At 60.0% G+C, this 13,715-nt stretch carries 15 protein-coding genes and 1 pseudogene; 9 read left to right on the top strand and 7 right to left on the bottom strand.

What is annotated here, in order from left to right; translation table 11 throughout:
- Window positions 1-2 precede the first annotated feature (2 nt).
- Window positions 3-1,385: an efflux transporter outer membrane subunit gene (locus SB751_RS20015; protein WP_410748346.1), complete on the top strand. Its 1,383-nt coding sequence runs from the start codon at window positions 3-5 to the stop codon at window positions 1,383-1,385.
- A 5-nt stretch (window positions 1,386-1,390) separates the two neighbouring features.
- Here SB751_RS20015 and SB751_RS20020 read toward each other — a convergent pair whose 3' ends face one another.
- The gene (locus SB751_RS20020; RefSeq protein ID WP_410748347.1) at window positions 1,391-1,993 is read right to left on the bottom strand and encodes a TetR/AcrR family transcriptional regulator; all 603 of its coding nucleotides are present in this window, start codon (window positions 1,991-1,993) and stop codon (window positions 1,391-1,393) included.
- A 313-nt stretch (window positions 1,994-2,306) separates the two neighbouring features.
- Here SB751_RS20020 and SB751_RS20025 point away from each other — a divergent pair, with 313 nt between their 5' ends.
- Window positions 2,307-2,798, top strand: coding sequence for a hypothetical protein (locus tag SB751_RS20025; RefSeq protein ID WP_410748348.1), 492 nt, complete (start codon window positions 2,307-2,309; stop codon window positions 2,796-2,798).
- A 16-nt stretch (window positions 2,799-2,814) separates the two neighbouring features.
- Here SB751_RS20025 and SB751_RS20030 read toward each other — a convergent pair whose 3' ends face one another.
- Window positions 2,815-3,459, bottom strand: coding sequence for a glutathione S-transferase (locus SB751_RS20030; protein WP_410748349.1), 645 nt, complete (start codon window positions 3,457-3,459; stop codon window positions 2,815-2,817).
- Window positions 3,460-3,575: 116 nt separating this feature from the next.
- On the opposite strand from SB751_RS20030, the gene SB751_RS20035 reads away from it, so the two are divergent.
- Complete coding sequence (locus SB751_RS20035; RefSeq protein ID WP_410748350.1) at window positions 3,576-4,142, top strand: TetR/AcrR family transcriptional regulator; 567 nt, start codon at window positions 3,576-3,578, stop codon at window positions 4,140-4,142.
- Between the two features lie 206 nt (window positions 4,143-4,348).
- Here SB751_RS20035 and SB751_RS20040 read toward each other — a convergent pair whose 3' ends face one another.
- Window positions 4,349-5,224 carry a LysR family transcriptional regulator gene (locus SB751_RS20040; RefSeq protein ID WP_410748351.1) on the bottom strand — a complete coding sequence of 292 codons (876 nt, stop codon included), beginning with the start codon at window positions 5,222-5,224 and terminating at the stop codon, window positions 4,349-4,351.
- Between the two features lie 170 nt (window positions 5,225-5,394).
- On the opposite strand from SB751_RS20040, the gene SB751_RS20045 reads away from it, so the two are divergent.
- Entirely contained in the window at window positions 5,395-6,585 is a 1,191-nt protein-coding gene (locus SB751_RS20045; RefSeq protein WP_410748352.1) for an MFS transporter, read from the top strand.
- Complete coding sequence (locus SB751_RS20050) at window positions 6,582-7,580, top strand: quinone oxidoreductase family protein (RefSeq protein ID WP_410748353.1); 999 nt, start codon at window positions 6,582-6,584, stop codon at window positions 7,578-7,580. Before SB751_RS20045 ends, SB751_RS20050 begins: the two co-directional genes overlap by 4 nt.
- 274 nt (window positions 7,581-7,854) lie before the next feature.
- Here SB751_RS20050 and SB751_RS20055 read toward each other — a convergent pair whose 3' ends face one another.
- The 4 genes from SB751_RS20055 to SB751_RS20070 are packed head-to-tail and all read right to left on the bottom strand — an operon-like array spanning window position 7,855 to window position 10,551.
- On the bottom strand, window positions 7,855-8,472 hold the full coding sequence (locus tag SB751_RS20055) for a glutathione S-transferase family protein (RefSeq protein WP_410748354.1): 618 nt from the start codon (window positions 8,470-8,472) through the stop codon (window positions 7,855-7,857).
- A gap of 2 nt (window positions 8,473-8,474) precedes the next feature.
- On the bottom strand, window positions 8,475-9,521 hold the full coding sequence (locus tag SB751_RS20060; protein WP_410748355.1) for an aldo/keto reductase: 1,047 nt from the start codon (window positions 9,519-9,521) through the stop codon (window positions 8,475-8,477).
- Between the two features lie 2 nt (window positions 9,522-9,523).
- Window positions 9,524-10,072 carry a nuclear transport factor 2 family protein gene (locus SB751_RS20065; protein WP_410748356.1) on the bottom strand — a complete coding sequence of 183 codons (549 nt, stop codon included), beginning with the start codon at window positions 10,070-10,072 and terminating at the stop codon, window positions 9,524-9,526.
- 50 nt (window positions 10,073-10,122) lie between these two features.
- Window positions 10,123-10,551, bottom strand: coding sequence for a MarR family winged helix-turn-helix transcriptional regulator (locus tag SB751_RS20070; RefSeq protein ID WP_410748357.1), 429 nt, complete (start codon window positions 10,549-10,551; stop codon window positions 10,123-10,125).
- 137 nt (window positions 10,552-10,688) lie between these two features.
- Here SB751_RS20070 and SB751_RS20075 point away from each other — a divergent pair.
- The 4 genes and pseudogenes from SB751_RS20075 to SB751_RS20090 form a co-directional block, all read left to right on the top strand.
- Window positions 10,689-11,177: pseudogene (locus tag SB751_RS20075) on the top strand (transposase); the annotation flags it as partial.
- A 78-nt stretch (window positions 11,178-11,255) separates the two neighbouring features.
- Window positions 11,256-11,486 (top strand): M30 family zinc metallopeptidase, encoded by a 231-nt coding sequence (locus SB751_RS20080; RefSeq protein ID WP_410748506.1) that lies wholly within the window; start codon window positions 11,256-11,258, stop codon window positions 11,484-11,486.
- Between the two features lie 49 nt (window positions 11,487-11,535).
- Window positions 11,536-11,844, top strand: a complete 309-nt coding sequence (locus tag SB751_RS20085; protein WP_410748358.1) for a hypothetical protein — start codon at window positions 11,536-11,538, stop codon at window positions 11,842-11,844.
- A gap of 189 nt (window positions 11,845-12,033) precedes the next feature.
- Window positions 12,034-13,707, top strand: a complete 1,674-nt coding sequence (locus SB751_RS20090; RefSeq protein WP_410748359.1) for a PRTRC system ParB family protein — start codon at window positions 12,034-12,036, stop codon at window positions 13,705-13,707.
- The last annotated feature ends 8 nt before the right edge of the window (window positions 13,708-13,715 follow it).

Consider the following 13,715-nt stretch of genomic DNA (forward strand, 5'->3'; position numbering starts at 1 on the left):
TGATGACGGTGCTGGCGGCCGCGGCGCTGGCGGCCTGCACTGCCCCCGTGGGGCCGCAGTCGTCGGGCATTGATCCTGCGCCGCGGTGGACGAAGCTGGGAGGCGTAAATCCTGCGGCAAATGCCTACTTGGTGGCCGACGCCGCTGCTGGCGTGGACCAGGCGTGGTGGTCGCGTTTCCGCGATCCGACACTCGATGCACTGGTGAGCGAGGCATTAGCCAGCAATAAGGCGCTGGCGATTGCCAAGGCCAGGGTGGAGGAAGCCCGCGCGGGTCGCCTGCTGGCGCAATCGACGCTGGCGCCGCAGGTCAACGCGACGGCAAGTTCGGAACGCGGCAACCGGGGTTTTGTCACCAATGACCAGGCCGTGACGATCAATCAAGTGGCCATCTCGGCGGCGTGGGAGGTAGACCTGTTCGGCCGCAACCAGGCACGCACGGCGCAGGCGGCTGCAGTGCTGCAGTCCGCTGAAGCAAGCCAGCAAGCGGTGCGCGTGGGGTTGTTGGCCGAGGTGGCGCGCACCTATTTCGAACTGCGCAACTTCGCACAGCAGATCGGCATCACGGAGCGCAACCTGGACAGCCAGCGCCGTACACTGCAGTTGATCGAGGCGCAAAAGCAGGGCGCGCTGGCGAGCAACTTCGACGTACAGCGCGCCGCCGCACAAGTATCCGCAACGGAATCGACGCTGCCTGTGCTGCGTACCGGATACGACGGTGCGATGAACCGGTTGTCGAGCCTGCTGGGTCGCACGCCGGGTTCGTTGTCGGAGGTGCTTGCGGGAGAGCCGGCGTGGCAGCCGCTCGATCCGGGCATTGTTGTCTCGGCCCCAGCAACCGTGCTGGCCACGCGGCCTGATGTACGCGTGGCGGAGCGCCAGTTCGCCGCGAGCATCTCGGCGCGCAAGGCGGCGGTGGCGGAACTGTTTCCCAACATCTCGCTGACGGCGTTTTTCGGGGCGCAGAGCGCATCGCCGTTTTCGTCGACGCCGTGGGGGATTGGGGCCGGACTGGTCCAACCGGTGCTCAACTTCGGACGCATCCGCTCGCAGATCAACGCGGCCGATGCACGGCAGACGCAGGCATACCTGGGTTACCAGCAGACGGTGCTCGATGCGCTGGAGGATATGGAGAACGCGCTGTCAGGGTATCTGAACGAGAACGTCAAGAATGTGTCGTTAACGGCAGGTGTTGCGCAGAACCGAAAGGCGGCAGAACTGGCGCGCCTGCAGTACCGATATGGGTATGTCGGACTGCTCGACGTACTGGTGGCGGAGCGGGACCTGCTCGAGGCGGAGTCACGGCAGGCTGGCTCGGATGCGGACCTGCGCAAGGCGCTGGTGCGGATCTTTGCGGCGGCTGGCGGTGGCTGGGAAGTGCAGTAGATGGCTTAGCGCTCCTCTCCTGCCGGGAGAGGAGCAGAGGAGCGGTCTGGCGTGGCTATCAACGCCATCAACTGATCCGCCACGGTATTCAGCAATTCCCGAGACAGCTCTGCGTCGGACACCGCGCGAGACAAGGTCAGCGCCCCCACGCACGCGCTATATATCAGAATCGCCTTCGCCTGCCTGTCGCTTCCGTCCTCGGGCAACAGCGATGCAATCAGTTCCACCAACTGTCGCAGCCGAGTGGTGTACAACGCGCGCGATTCCACGCCGCTGACGCCCGCATCGTTCAGGAAGGCCGCAATGCCGCAGCTGTCTTCGAGCCTGTCCCGATGTGATTCCCCGAGATAGGCCCGCAAGGATCGCCGAAGATCTGCACGCAGGCGTCGGCTCCACTGGTCTGTGTCGCGGAAAGCCTCGGCCATCGCCTCGCAGACAAGCGCCTCACGTGTGGAAAAGTGCTTGTAGAAGCCACCCACAGTCAGCCCGGCTTCCTGCATGATGTCCGCTACGCCGATGCCGCGAAGTCCATGCATGCGGAAACGCCGCGCCGCGATGGTCACGATGCGTGCGTGAGTGGTTTTTCTGGAGGCTTGTGAATGGCCCATGGAGATGACCGAATGTCGTCAGTAAATGAAAGCATAGCCGATCGCTACCTTACGCTCGAATGGCCATCTCAATACCGGCCCACCCGCTACGAAGATGGCGGTCTTCGAGGCGCGGCCCTGGAGTGAGTGATAGACGTTTCATTCGGTGGGACGGCCCATGCTCAAGTCCGCCGGCTTGGCCGCCTCCCATTATTTGGTGGGGCCAAATTTTGTTGTCGATCCAGCTTGATTAAGTTCGTTCATCGTCAGTCGTTGTTTGATGGAGTATGCCGAGGCAATATTGCCAGATCGGCGCGCATCAAGGACAACACGCATGCAACTTTCCCTCACAGGTATCGCCAAAATTGCTGATGCATCCACCCTCGCGACGGCGTCGGCGCCCGTGCCGAAAGCCGCTACCGACGACAGCACGGCGGCACCCATCAACAGCGCCGTTGCCACGGACCGCATCACGATGTCTCATGGCAGCCGCCAGCTGTCGAAGACTGCTGACAAGGATTCGGACGCAGTGACACAGGCCATCCAGGACAGCAAGTTTCCGGACGAAGTCAAAAAGCTGATGATCAAGATCCGCGAACTGCAGACGCAATTGCGCGATAAAGCCGCCGAGCTGCAAAAAGTGGTGGGTGACAAGACTCTCTCGTCGCGCCAGCGCGAGATGAAGACCGCGGCTATCCGCGACGCTGTATCGACCATCACATCGGCGATCCGTGCGGCCACGGCCACACTGAACGACACCCTCACGGTCATGCGCGCCTCGAGCGACGACCGGAGGGCGATCGCCACACTCCTCTCAGGCGCGTGAGTGGAGTGTGGCGCGTTCAGGCCGGATGGCTGACCGATGGCCGCGCATCCATCTTAGCTCGCCATGCCATCAGATGGCCGCATTCGGCAGGCACCGGGATCTCGGCGAAACCCGCGAACAGCAGCCCCGCCCACACAGTGATATCGGCCATCGAGAACGCGTCACCCGCCACATACGCTTGCTCGGACAGTACTGCGTTGAAGTAGCGCATGCCGGCTTCGGCCTTCTCGCGTTGGCGGTTGCCCCATTCCACACGCCCGCTCCAGTCCGGACTTTTGTAGGGCTGCAACGCGGCGCCGAGCCCCGGCGTCGCGTGATGGAAATAGATGCCTACTGCATCGATCAGTTCAGACTCGGCGCGCTTTTGCATCATATGGATGACGCCCTTCTCCCGTGGTGTGCGGCCTGTCAGCACTGGGTTGCCATCGAGATGGTCGAGGTATTCCGTGATGGCTGTGCATTCTGAAATGTACGTGCCATCGTCCAGTTGGAGCACCGGCACGGTGCCCGTGGGATTGATGGCCAGGAAGGCTGGCTGCTTATGCTCGGCCGCAGGAAGGTCGACCTTTACGAAAGTCACGCGGTCGGCCAGCGATTTTTCAGCGAGGACGATGCGGACGCGCAACGGATTGGGAAAGCCTGGGATGTCGAAGATCTTCATCGGATTGCCTGCAAGGGAAAGGTTGTGACATACTTACCTATTGATAAGTAGACAAATCCTAAAGGCTCACTTGCACGCCGTCAAGCTTACTTAGCGCTAAGTTAGTACAATGCGGCATGGCTACCACAGACACCAAGCGACGAATCCTGGAAATCGCCCGCGGAATGGTCCAGGCACAGGGCTATAACGCGCTCAGTTTTCGCGACATTGCCTCCGAGCTGGGCATCAAAGGGCCGGCCGTCCACCACCACTACCCGACCAAGGGCGACTTGGGCGCAGCGCTGGCGCGCGAGTACACGGATTCAGGCATCGAGATGCTGGAACAACTGATAGAGCGGTCCAAAGAACCGAGAAGGTTGCTTGACGCATATGTGGCGATCTTTCGCGCCGCCTTGCTGAACGGCAACCGTATGTGCCTCTGTGGAATCATGGCTGCGGAACAGGATGCCTTGCCCGGGGCCGTACGCGCGGAGGTGGACCGATTTACTGATGTCAATATCGCGTGGCTCATGCGTGTGCTGGAGATAACGGAACCGCTCGGCGACATGCGGGAGCGCCGCCAACGCGCGTTGGCCATGTTCGCCGCTATCGAGGGCGCCCAACTGGTGGCGCGCGGGCGCCGGGACATCGGTCTGTTCGATACCGCTATAGCAGGCTTTCGCCGGTCCGGCCTCATTCCCTAGCTGCACTGAGAGCACCGTCGAGGCCGTGAGGGTTGGCCGTAAGGAGCCGCCGTGTATCGGTTCTCGTTGCCAATTGGCATGATTCAGTACGGCGTTAGCGGGGGCCGCCATCGCTCTCGTTCGCGGCATGACACCACTTCTCGCAACTGTCGAAGAAGCCGTGACCAGGCTTCATAGTCGACCTACGCAGACATCGGCGACAACCGCTATTCGGCGTGCCGCTCGCCGTTTCCAAAGTGGTTGGCCACACTCTTCGCGATGAAATCCAGCACGATACGTACGGCGGGCACCCGTCGCAGGTCTGCGTGGACGACGAGATGAATGTCACGCCACAGCTTTCCTCCGTCCGCAGGCAGCGCGATCACGCTTTTGTCCGCTCTAACCAAAAAATCAGGCAGCGCGGCGATTCCTAGCTTTTCGTGCACGGCGGCAAGCTGGGTCGTCAAATCGTTGCTTCTGAAAGCGACGTGGCGGCCGTCGGCAAAACCAAGCAGCCACACTTGCTCCGGAACATGGTCAAGTGTGGCGTGATATGCAATGAACTGCCATTCACTCGGTGGGCGGTTGATGTAATCATGCGCCGCATATAGTCCGTACGCCATGCTACCGATACGACGGGAAACATAGCTTGGCTCTGTAGGTTGAGACAGGCGCACGACAATATCAGACTCTTGTCGACTGAGCGAAAGCAACGGCTGATTGCCTAGCAGGGTCAGTTGAATCTCGGGATGTCGTGAAGCAAATTGGACAACGTGAGGCGCTAGGAAAATGCTCGCGAAAGCGGGCGGTGCGCTTACGGTGATCCTCGCCAGCGCCCCGGTCTTACGGCTTCGCACGGCCCTTTCCAGTGCATGAGCTTGGGCCAGCATACCTTCCGCAACGCGTGCAACGTCGCGACCCGATTCAGTCAGCCGCCAGGGTCTCGCAAAACGGTCCACCAAGGCTTCTCCCAGTGCATGCTCCAGGGCTGCGACGCGCCGCGCAACAGTTGCATGATCAACGTGCAGCTTACGCGCGGCACCTGCCAGCGTGCCAGCCTCCGCTAGAGCGATGAAGTGTCTCATGTCATTCCAGTCGAACATCGGTGCAAATTCTCACAAGGGATGTGCATGCTCGCTGGGTACCGAGCGTCGAATACAAATGCTATTTTTCATGACAGTCATCATCCTATCACCGGCGAACGCCCACCTCGTCCCGCGGTTATCGCTGCGTTCTTCGACAGCGCTAGCCCCGCGGCTTATCAGGAGCCAGATTGCTCAAGATCCTACCTCTATGCCTCGGTACATTTGCGCTTGGCATCGACGCGTACATCATGACGGGTCTGCTGCCCGGCATATCCGCTTCTTTTGAGGTTCCTGCTTCCGTCTCGGGGCAAACCGTGACAATCTTCACAGCGTGTTATGCGGTTTCAGCACCCATATTCGGCGCTCTAGCGGCTGGCAGGTCCGTTCGTCGCGTGCTCGGCGCATCTCTAGTCCTTTTCACCTTGGCGAACACACTCAGCGCGGTCGCCACCAGTTTTGCGCTTCTACTGCTGTCCCGTGCAGCGGCAGGAGTTGGCGCTGGCCTATACAGCGCCACCGCCTTCAGTACAGCTTCCAGCATGGTTCCTCCGGAGCGGCGCGCGCGTGCTCTTGGTCTAGTTGTGGGCGGACTCGCGCTAGGGACAGCCGTAGGTGTACCCGGCGGTCTTGTTGTTGCCGGAAAGCTAGGCTGGAGAAGTGCGATGTGGCTCATCGTGGCACTGGGCACAATCGCGCTCGCGAGTGTCACCACGCGCTTGCCTGAAATCGCCGCCACTACACCGCCATCCTTGCGACAGCGCGTTGCAGTAATGACCGATCCGCGTGTTGCAGCGACTATTGCCGTGTCGCTCGTCACATCTGCAGCGTCGATCGGGCTTTACACCTTCGTAGCAACGCTATTGCAAGCGATGAGCGGTATCACAGACGCATTGCCTTATCTGTGGGCGTGGAGCCTTGGCGGCGTCGTCGGAATCTACTTCTGTAGCGTCCTGATCGACGCTACCGGTCGCCCGGAATGGGTTATGTCCGCCGTACACATTCTGATGTTTGCCGTGTTCGTGACGTTGGAATCCGCGCTGCCGCATCCGGCTCTCGCGCTGGTTCTCTTCGGTGTGTGGGGTGCGGCCGCATGGTCTTCTCAAGGACCCCAGCAGTATCGATTGCTGTCTCTCCATGGAGATAAAGCAAGCGTCGTCGTTGCGTTGCAGAGCTCCGCTCACTACTTGGGAAGCGCCGCGGGCGCGGCGCTTTGTGGCAGCGCCCTCATCGATGGAGTCAGAGTGAACCATTTGCCCTTGATCGCCGCTGGACTGATCTTAGTCGCCCTTTCAGGCCAAATCGGCATCGCGGCGCGGGCGACTTCAGAGTTGCACCGAGCCACGCGGAACGTGGTCCCAATCAAAAGAGATGCGTCATGAAAGCCATAGAGTACCGAAAGTTCGGCGGCCCCGAAGTTCTGGAATATGTAGATTTGCCTGAGCCGCAGCCGGGTAGGGGCGAAGTGCTAATCGAAACCACCGCGATCGGCGTGAACTTTCCTGACATCCGAGAGCGGATGGGTGTCTATAACCGCGCCGAAACGCATGTCGGCGGCGTGACGTTGCCTCAAGTTGGCGGGCTCCAGATAGTCGGTCACGTAGTACGTACCGGTACAGAAGTACACGCCGCTCTGATAGGGCGTAAGGTAATGGCATTGATGCCAAAGGGGGCATACGCTCAATTCGCCCTGGCCCGGGCGGACATGCTTGTCGAACTGGACGATGATGCAGACGACATCGGGATGGCGAGCCTGCCCTGTCAGGGCGTTACCGCGTTTCTCGCGCTTCAGGTATGTACAGTGCTGCAACCCGGCGAAACTTTGCTGGTCCATGGCGCGGCAGGCGGGGTCGGGAGCCTGGCCGTGCAGATCGCAAAGACGCTAGGCGCGGGCCTGGTCATTGGCACAGGGAGTTCCAACGCACGCCGCGCCTTCATACGCAATCTCGGCGCCGACCACGCCATTGCGTACGACACGCCGCAATGGCCCGAAGCTGTGCTAGCTTTGACGGCCGGCGCAGGTGCCGACGTGATCCTTGAAACAATCGGCGGGACGGTCTTCGACCAAAACTTCGGATGCCTCGCGAAGTTTGGACGCTGTGTCGTAATTGGTTCGACGCGCGGTCCTGGGGAACCGTTCGCACCGCGCAGGCTGATGGCGAAAGCGCAGACTCTAACAGGCCTCTATTTACCCACCTTCTTTGAGCATACCGATCTAATTCAGCGCGGACTACTCTTTCTTAGAGATGCTGTCCAGCAGGGGAAAATTAAGCCGACCATTGGCGGCGTGTTCCCACTCAGCCGTACGGCTGAGGCGCACGCCTGCCTGGAGCGCCGTGAGGTGCAAGGCGTTATTGTGCTGGATCCAAGAAGCTAGCTGCCCCTTGCGAAACACGAAGCGACGGTTAAGGCGGAACCCGGTTTGCGCGGATGCCCGCCGCCGTATGCCTTGCCGTTGCGATGAACGCGGCGTCGCTTGTACGCGGTCGTCATTCAGCTTCATAGCCGAGAACTGGTGGCCTCGACGGCACGGGACTTGAAAGTTCGTGAAGGGCTCCGCATACGGATGTCCGGCGCCGTCAAGGAAGCCTTGTGTCTTCGCCCGGCACCATGCATGATGAGGATATTGACAGCATGCCTCCGGCTAGTAGTCAACCAAAGGCCGTTATGCCGCGCGTCACGCCAGGCCGCGACATAACGTTGTCGAACCAGCGGCGAAGTCGCGGATATAGCACCCAGTCGATAGAGTGTGACAGAGCGGCCGCTATACTAACCGCAGCTATGTCTGCGAGCGTGAATGACTGTCCCGCCATGAATGCGCCGTGTTCCAGAAACATTTCACTTGCAACAAGCACATCGACGCTTCGCTGTTCCAACAATCTTTGGCCCACCTCGCATCCTTCGTTTTTCAAGAAGAACGATGCATGGCTGGGCGCGATGACGTCCGTCACGAAATGGAAGAATCGCTCCAATGCAACGAGCGCGAATGGATTTCCTTCATGCGGTAGCAACCTGTCCCCGGACTGTCGCGCAAGGTAAAGAAGAATTGCGTTGGACTGCGAAAGAATCAGGGGCGGCGCCCCAAACGAACATACTTTCAGCACAGGGACTTTTCCGAGCGGATTCAGCGAAAGGAATGCTTGCGTTCGCTGGTCTCCCCGGCGAAGGTCAAGTGGAACGATACGGTGCTCGATGCCGATCTCCGCCATCGCAATCGCTGCGCGAAGACAGTTTCCCGTCTTCGCGCCGTACAGCGTTATATCGGACATTCTCAGCCAACCGACCTTTCTGGGGTCACAACGCGCTTGTACTGGCCTCCGGCCGCAGCTTCACGGGATGCTGTGGTATCAATCATCGTATGCGGAAATATCGGAGACAATGCGCTAACACTATTCAGAAGTTCGACGTGATGCGGCGCGAGCGTGAGCTCCGAAGCATCGAGGTATGCTGTCAGCTGTTTGCTCGTCCGCGGGCCGATTATCGGCAGCGAACCCTTATGTAATACCCACGCTACTGCCACCGCCGAGGGAGAAACGCCGACCTCCGCAGCAACCGCAAGGACGGCATCGACGATGGCGGTACGTTGGCCCGTGTTCTCCTGCTGGAATACTGCTCCGCCGAGAGCTTCAAGGCGGCCCGTCTCCCCCTGGCGATACTTGCCTGAAAGTAATCCACCTCCGAGCGGCGACCATGCCACCATCCCCATTCCCAGCGCATTTCCTGCCGGCATTAGTTCGTGCTCACTGGTCCGTTCGACAAGGCTGTGTTCGAACTGCAGGCCAGCGATTCGCGCCCAGCCGCGCAACTCCGCGATTGTTGACGCTCGCGCGGCGCGCCACGCAGGGAAATCAGACAGTCCGACATACAGGACTTTGCCGCTGCGTACAAGGTCGTCTAGGCCTCGCATGATCTCGTCCATTGGCGTGATGCCATCGGAAAAATGCACCCAGTAGAGGTCTATCCGATCGGTCTTGAGACGCTTGAGACTCGCCTCAACCGATAAACGCATGGCGAGTCGGCTATTGCCCGTTGCGAGGACGCCCGCGTTAGGGGCGGCCGCCTGGGTGTACTTGGTGGCGATCACGAACTCATTTCGGCGGGCCGAGAGAAGTTCACCGAGAAATTCCTCCGACTCGCCGAACTGATACACGTCGGCGCAGTCTAGGAAGTTCCCGCCGGCGTATGCGTAACGGTCAACGATGTCGCGCGCGGCATCGAGATTTGCTCCGTATCCCCAACGAGTGCCGAAATTTGCTGTACCGAGGACCAACTCAGATACTCGCAGACCAGTATGCTGACCAAAGAGACGATAGTGCATGGTTACACCTTCTGAAGTACCGGCAGATACGGCGCGGCCGCAGCTGCCGACGTGTCCGCAGGCGTGAGCATACGATTTGTGGTGGACCCACCGATATATCGCTCATAGATTTTCCATCCTGCCGCCGTCTTGCGCAGCCGGTCGCGCATAGGGGAATAGAGCCAGATCGCCGGCAGCCCGGTATCACTGTGCATCACCTGCCCGGCACCCAATTTCAACGAGTCTTCGGGCGAGGCATGGCGGATAAGGAGGTTTTGATACCGAACGACCACGCCATCTTCGTCCTTATCCACAATATGGTTTGTGGCGTGACGCCCCACACCAGGTATCAAATACGGATAGTCACTCTCGAAGAAGCGCCGGATTTCGGCGTGTCCACTAATTGTTCCATGAAAGTGGTATGCCACGGCGTCGGGCAAAAATGCCCCAATCATGGCTTCGACGTCCCACGTTTCGAAGAACCAGTTGACACGATTGACAAAATCTACAGCACTGGCGCGGTCGTCCACGCTAACAGCACTCATTTGTGCGATGGAGGGAAAGGCTGTCATAGAATCCTTCTAGATGTGTAATTGCACACTAAACGAGTTAAAAATCTGCTTCAAAAGACGACACTCAACAGGCCCGCTCGTAGCGCAGTTGCCTGCTTTGGACCTACACCAGCTTCGAACTCCGCCTGCGCTGCTCGCCAGCATGGTTCGGCCTCCGATAGCTTTGCTTTCCCCGCCGCGGATAGCATGAACTTCAGTGCTGCTTTGGGCCCTTCGGCGACGCTTGTTAGCCACTGTTCGTCGCGCAGGGGTCCGAGTGCACGAACTAACGTGGTTCGCTCCATGACCATCAGATCGGCCAGATCGGCAATTACGATTCCGGGGTGCTCGTCAATGAGCGCTAGTATCGAAAACTGTGAAACAGAAATACCGACAGCCGACAAATGACTATCGTAGATGCGGGATGCATACCTCGCGGCGCGACGCACGGCAAGACAGTGACACAAGTCTGGACCATTGGGGGAGTTCATGTTGCGCATTGTGGTGTGCAATTGCACATATGTCAAAGGTTTCTGTGTGTGTCACATTCCCACCTTGTCCGGAACCGACGAAACTGCTTGGAGACGTGACGGCTTACGGTTTTTACCTCCACGCCTCGATTTCCATCGCCCGGCGATCTTCGTTGGGCGGGCACTATGACGAGCAAGCCAACGAGTACCGTGCCCAGGTGGGAACGCGCTGCGCAGCGATTGGCGCGCATTTGCGAACCCAAGCACTTATGTCGCGAAGGCCGAAACGGTCAACTATCGAGCCAGTCCGCACGACTGCGGCGAGTGCGCGATGAAGAATCAATGCTGCCCAAACCTCCCATTCCGGAAAATTTCGCGAAGCGTTAATGAGTCATGAGAACGGCCCTGACGTAGCGCGGAAGTTCGCGGTGACGCCGGAGTACAAGCGATCGCGCCGGGAGCGAAATAAGGTGGAAATGCTATTTGCTCACCTGAAGCGAATCCTGAAGCGAATCCTGAAGCTTGATCGCTTGCGGCTACGCGGGCTGGCTGCAGCGCAGGATGTGTTCTTGCTGGCGGCAACAGCGCAAAACCCGCGACGAATGGCAAGGCGGTTGATCCCATACGGTGAAGATCGGAATGCGATAGCGACCTAGGAGCGATGCGCCGGGTGGAAAGCCTCGAAGTTCGAGCGCGACCGTCAACACGAGTCTCTCCGCACGGTCACACCTCTCCTGGGCGATGCCGAAGTCGGGTTTTTCAACAGAATCGACAGGCAGGCGACGCCTGGATTCAAAAGCTGTCAACTGCAGACACTGGTGGCGGCCCGCACGCTGACCCAGCCGGTCCAGTCTACGCTCCAGCCGTATGCAAGCCTGCCTGTGGTGCGCAAGGCGGTGAATGGCGTCTACAGTGAAACGGTGAAAGTGCCGGCCGGCACGACTCTGTCGGTCGTGATTCAGTGAACAAGGAGGGGCGGGAAACTGCCCCTCCTTTCGTGGGGAGGGTAGAGACGTGACGAACCTGATCGTTCCATTTGCCGCGATTGCAGTGCTAGCCGGATGCGCCGCGGCGGCGCCGGCCGCCCGCGTGGTGTCAGTGACGGGCGAGATCCACATCAAGGGAAACGACCCATTTCCTGTCGTCCTCCTGCAGGCCGACAACCAGGTGACATGGGAGGTTTCCGGCATTTCCTTGGCAGATGCGCGGCAGTTAGCAGGTCAACGGGTTACAGCGCGCGGTACCGTGTTGCGCGCTCCGGTCCCAGGGACGTGGATGCCGGCCCTGCGCGTTGAGGGGCTGCCCACGGTCACAGGGCCTTGATGCGGTGACGGGTTTTCGTATATCCTCACGGCACATTCCGCGTCCCTGACGCATCGACCCCGCACCGCAAGGTGCCAGCTTCTGCAGTACCGGTGTAACGCCTCTGCGGCGTAGTCCACCGCTCTTCATCCCATCGGGAACCACGTTCCCGGTGCGGCAACGGGTTCCCCATTTCCGCGAGAACCCACAATGCAAAACCCTACCGTTGTTATTGGCAGCATCCGTCCTGGCCGCAATCCGCGCAAGTACTTCGATCCTGCCAAAATGGCTGAACTGACTGAATCCGTTCGCATGGACGGTGTCATCCAGCCCGTTCTGATCCGTCCCATCGAGGACGATGAGGATGGCCGCGCGTACGAACTTGTAGCCGGCGAACGCCGCTACCGTGCCGCTTTGGCCGCCCATGGCGATGGATATCAGATCCCGGTCAACATCCAGGTGATGACCGATGCCGAGGCCGATCGTAAGGCGCTGATTGAAAATATCCAGCGTGCCGACATGGCTCCTTCCGAGGAGGCCGTGCAAGCATCCCTGATTGTCGGTCAGTTGCAGGGCGACCGCGACGAAGCGGCCCGCCAGCTTGGCTGGTCGCGCTCGACGCTCGACAAACGCCTGGCGTTGATGAACTGCAGCGAATCCGTTCTGGATGCGCTCAACACCCGTACCATCCAGCTCGGGCACGCCGAACTGCTAGCCACGCTCGCCAAAGAGAAGCAGGACAAGCTCCTGCCGGTCATCATCAGCGAGAAGAAGCCCATTGCGGAACTGAAGAAGACGATCGAGGCGGCCGCGTGCAGTCTCGAGTCCGCCATCTTCGACAAGACCGAGTGCGCGGCATGCCCGCACAACTCTTCGTTGCAAACGGAGATGTTCGGCGAGGCCATCGCAACCGGCAACTGCACCAACCGTGCGTGCTACGAAGGGAAACTCACCAAAAAGCTCGAAGGCATCGCCTACGGGCTGAAGGACGAGTACCCGATCGTGCGCATCATCAAGCCGGGCGACAACCACACCCGGATCCAGTTGAAAGTCGAGGGTGCCACTGGCGTCGGCGAGGACCAGGCGAAAGCCTGCCACGCCTGCCAGAACTTCGGCGCCGCCGTCAGCGGCCTGCCCGATTCTATGGGCAAGGTCTACAGCGGCCAGTGCTTCGATACCGTATGCAACCAGCAAAAGGTTGCCGCGCGGATCAAGGCCGAGAAGGACGCCGCCAAGGCACCCGAAGCCAAACCAGCCGGAGGTGGCAAGGCAGCGCCTGCGAAGCAAGGTGACAAATCGTCCGCGGCGGCTGAGAAGCCCGTGACGGCTATCAGCGAGTCGGAGAAGGTGAAGGGCTACCGGACCGCGCTGTGGCGCAAGGCGCTGCGCAAGGAAGTCGCGCAGAACGCCGAACAGGCGAACTCGTATCTTCTTGCCGTTGCTCTGAACGGCCTGGCGCGCAACATTGCCGGGGATGTGATGGGCAAGTTCTTCGAGAAGCTGACCGAGCAAAAGTCCTCGTCCTCGCTGCAAGGTTGTCTGACGGCCGTGCATGTACTCGACGGTCAGAAGCGACAGCAGCTGACGATCGGCCTGACCGTCGCGGCAATCGATGGCATGGAGGTGAACAATCTCCGCGAGCTCTGCCGCTACCACAAGCTGGATCTGCGCGCCCACTGGAACCTCCAGCAAGCGCAGGACTTCCTGGAAATGCTCACGAAGTCGGAGATGAAGGTTCTCGCCGACGAGCTGGGCATCCGCAAGGCGCTCGGTGACAACTTCGCCAAGCTGTTCAACAAGCCCAAGCCGGACGTCATCGCTGGCCTGTTGGCGGTGAAGGACTTCGACTACAGCGGCAAGGTGCCGAAGGTCCTGCACTACTAGTCATTCAC

This window comes from Cupriavidus sp. SIMBA_020 (assembly GCF_046535395.1).
GTDB lineage: Bacteria > Pseudomonadota > Gammaproteobacteria > Burkholderiales > Burkholderiaceae > Cupriavidus > Cupriavidus campinensis.

Coding starts and splice junctions, on each gene's coding strand:
- SB751_RS20090 (WP_410748359.1), top strand. CDS start 12,034: ATGCAAAACCCTACCGTTGTTATTGGCAGCATCCGTCCTGGCCGCAAT.
- SB751_RS20050 (WP_410748353.1), top strand. CDS start 6,582: ATGAAAGCCATAGAGTACCGAAAGTTCGGCGGCCCCGAAGTTCTGGAA.
- SB751_RS20070 (WP_410748357.1), bottom strand. CDS start 10,551: ATGCGCAACATGAACTCCCCCAATGGTCCAGACTTGTGTCACTGTCTT.
- SB751_RS20030 (WP_410748349.1), bottom strand. CDS start 3,459: ATGAAGATCTTCGACATCCCAGGCTTTCCCAATCCGTTGCGCGTCCGC.
- SB751_RS20020 (WP_410748347.1), bottom strand. CDS start 1,993: ATGGGCCATTCACAAGCCTCCAGAAAAACCACTCACGCACGCATCGTG.
- SB751_RS20055 (WP_410748354.1), bottom strand. CDS start 8,472: ATGTCCGATATAACGCTGTACGGCGCGAAGACGGGAAACTGTCTTCGC.
- SB751_RS20065 (WP_410748356.1), bottom strand. CDS start 10,072: ATGACAGCCTTTCCCTCCATCGCACAAATGAGTGCTGTTAGCGTGGAC.
- SB751_RS20035 (WP_410748350.1), top strand. CDS start 3,576: ATGGCTACCACAGACACCAAGCGACGAATCCTGGAAATCGCCCGCGGA.
- SB751_RS20025 (WP_410748348.1), top strand. CDS start 2,307: ATGCAACTTTCCCTCACAGGTATCGCCAAAATTGCTGATGCATCCACC.
- SB751_RS20015 (WP_410748346.1), top strand. CDS start 3: ATGACGGTGCTGGCGGCCGCGGCGCTGGCGGCCTGCACTGCCCCCGTG.
- SB751_RS20060 (WP_410748355.1), bottom strand. CDS start 9,521: ATGCACTATCGTCTCTTTGGTCAGCATACTGGTCTGCGAGTATCTGAG.
- SB751_RS20040 (WP_410748351.1), bottom strand. CDS start 5,224: ATGTTCGACTGGAATGACATGAGACACTTCATCGCTCTAGCGGAGGCT.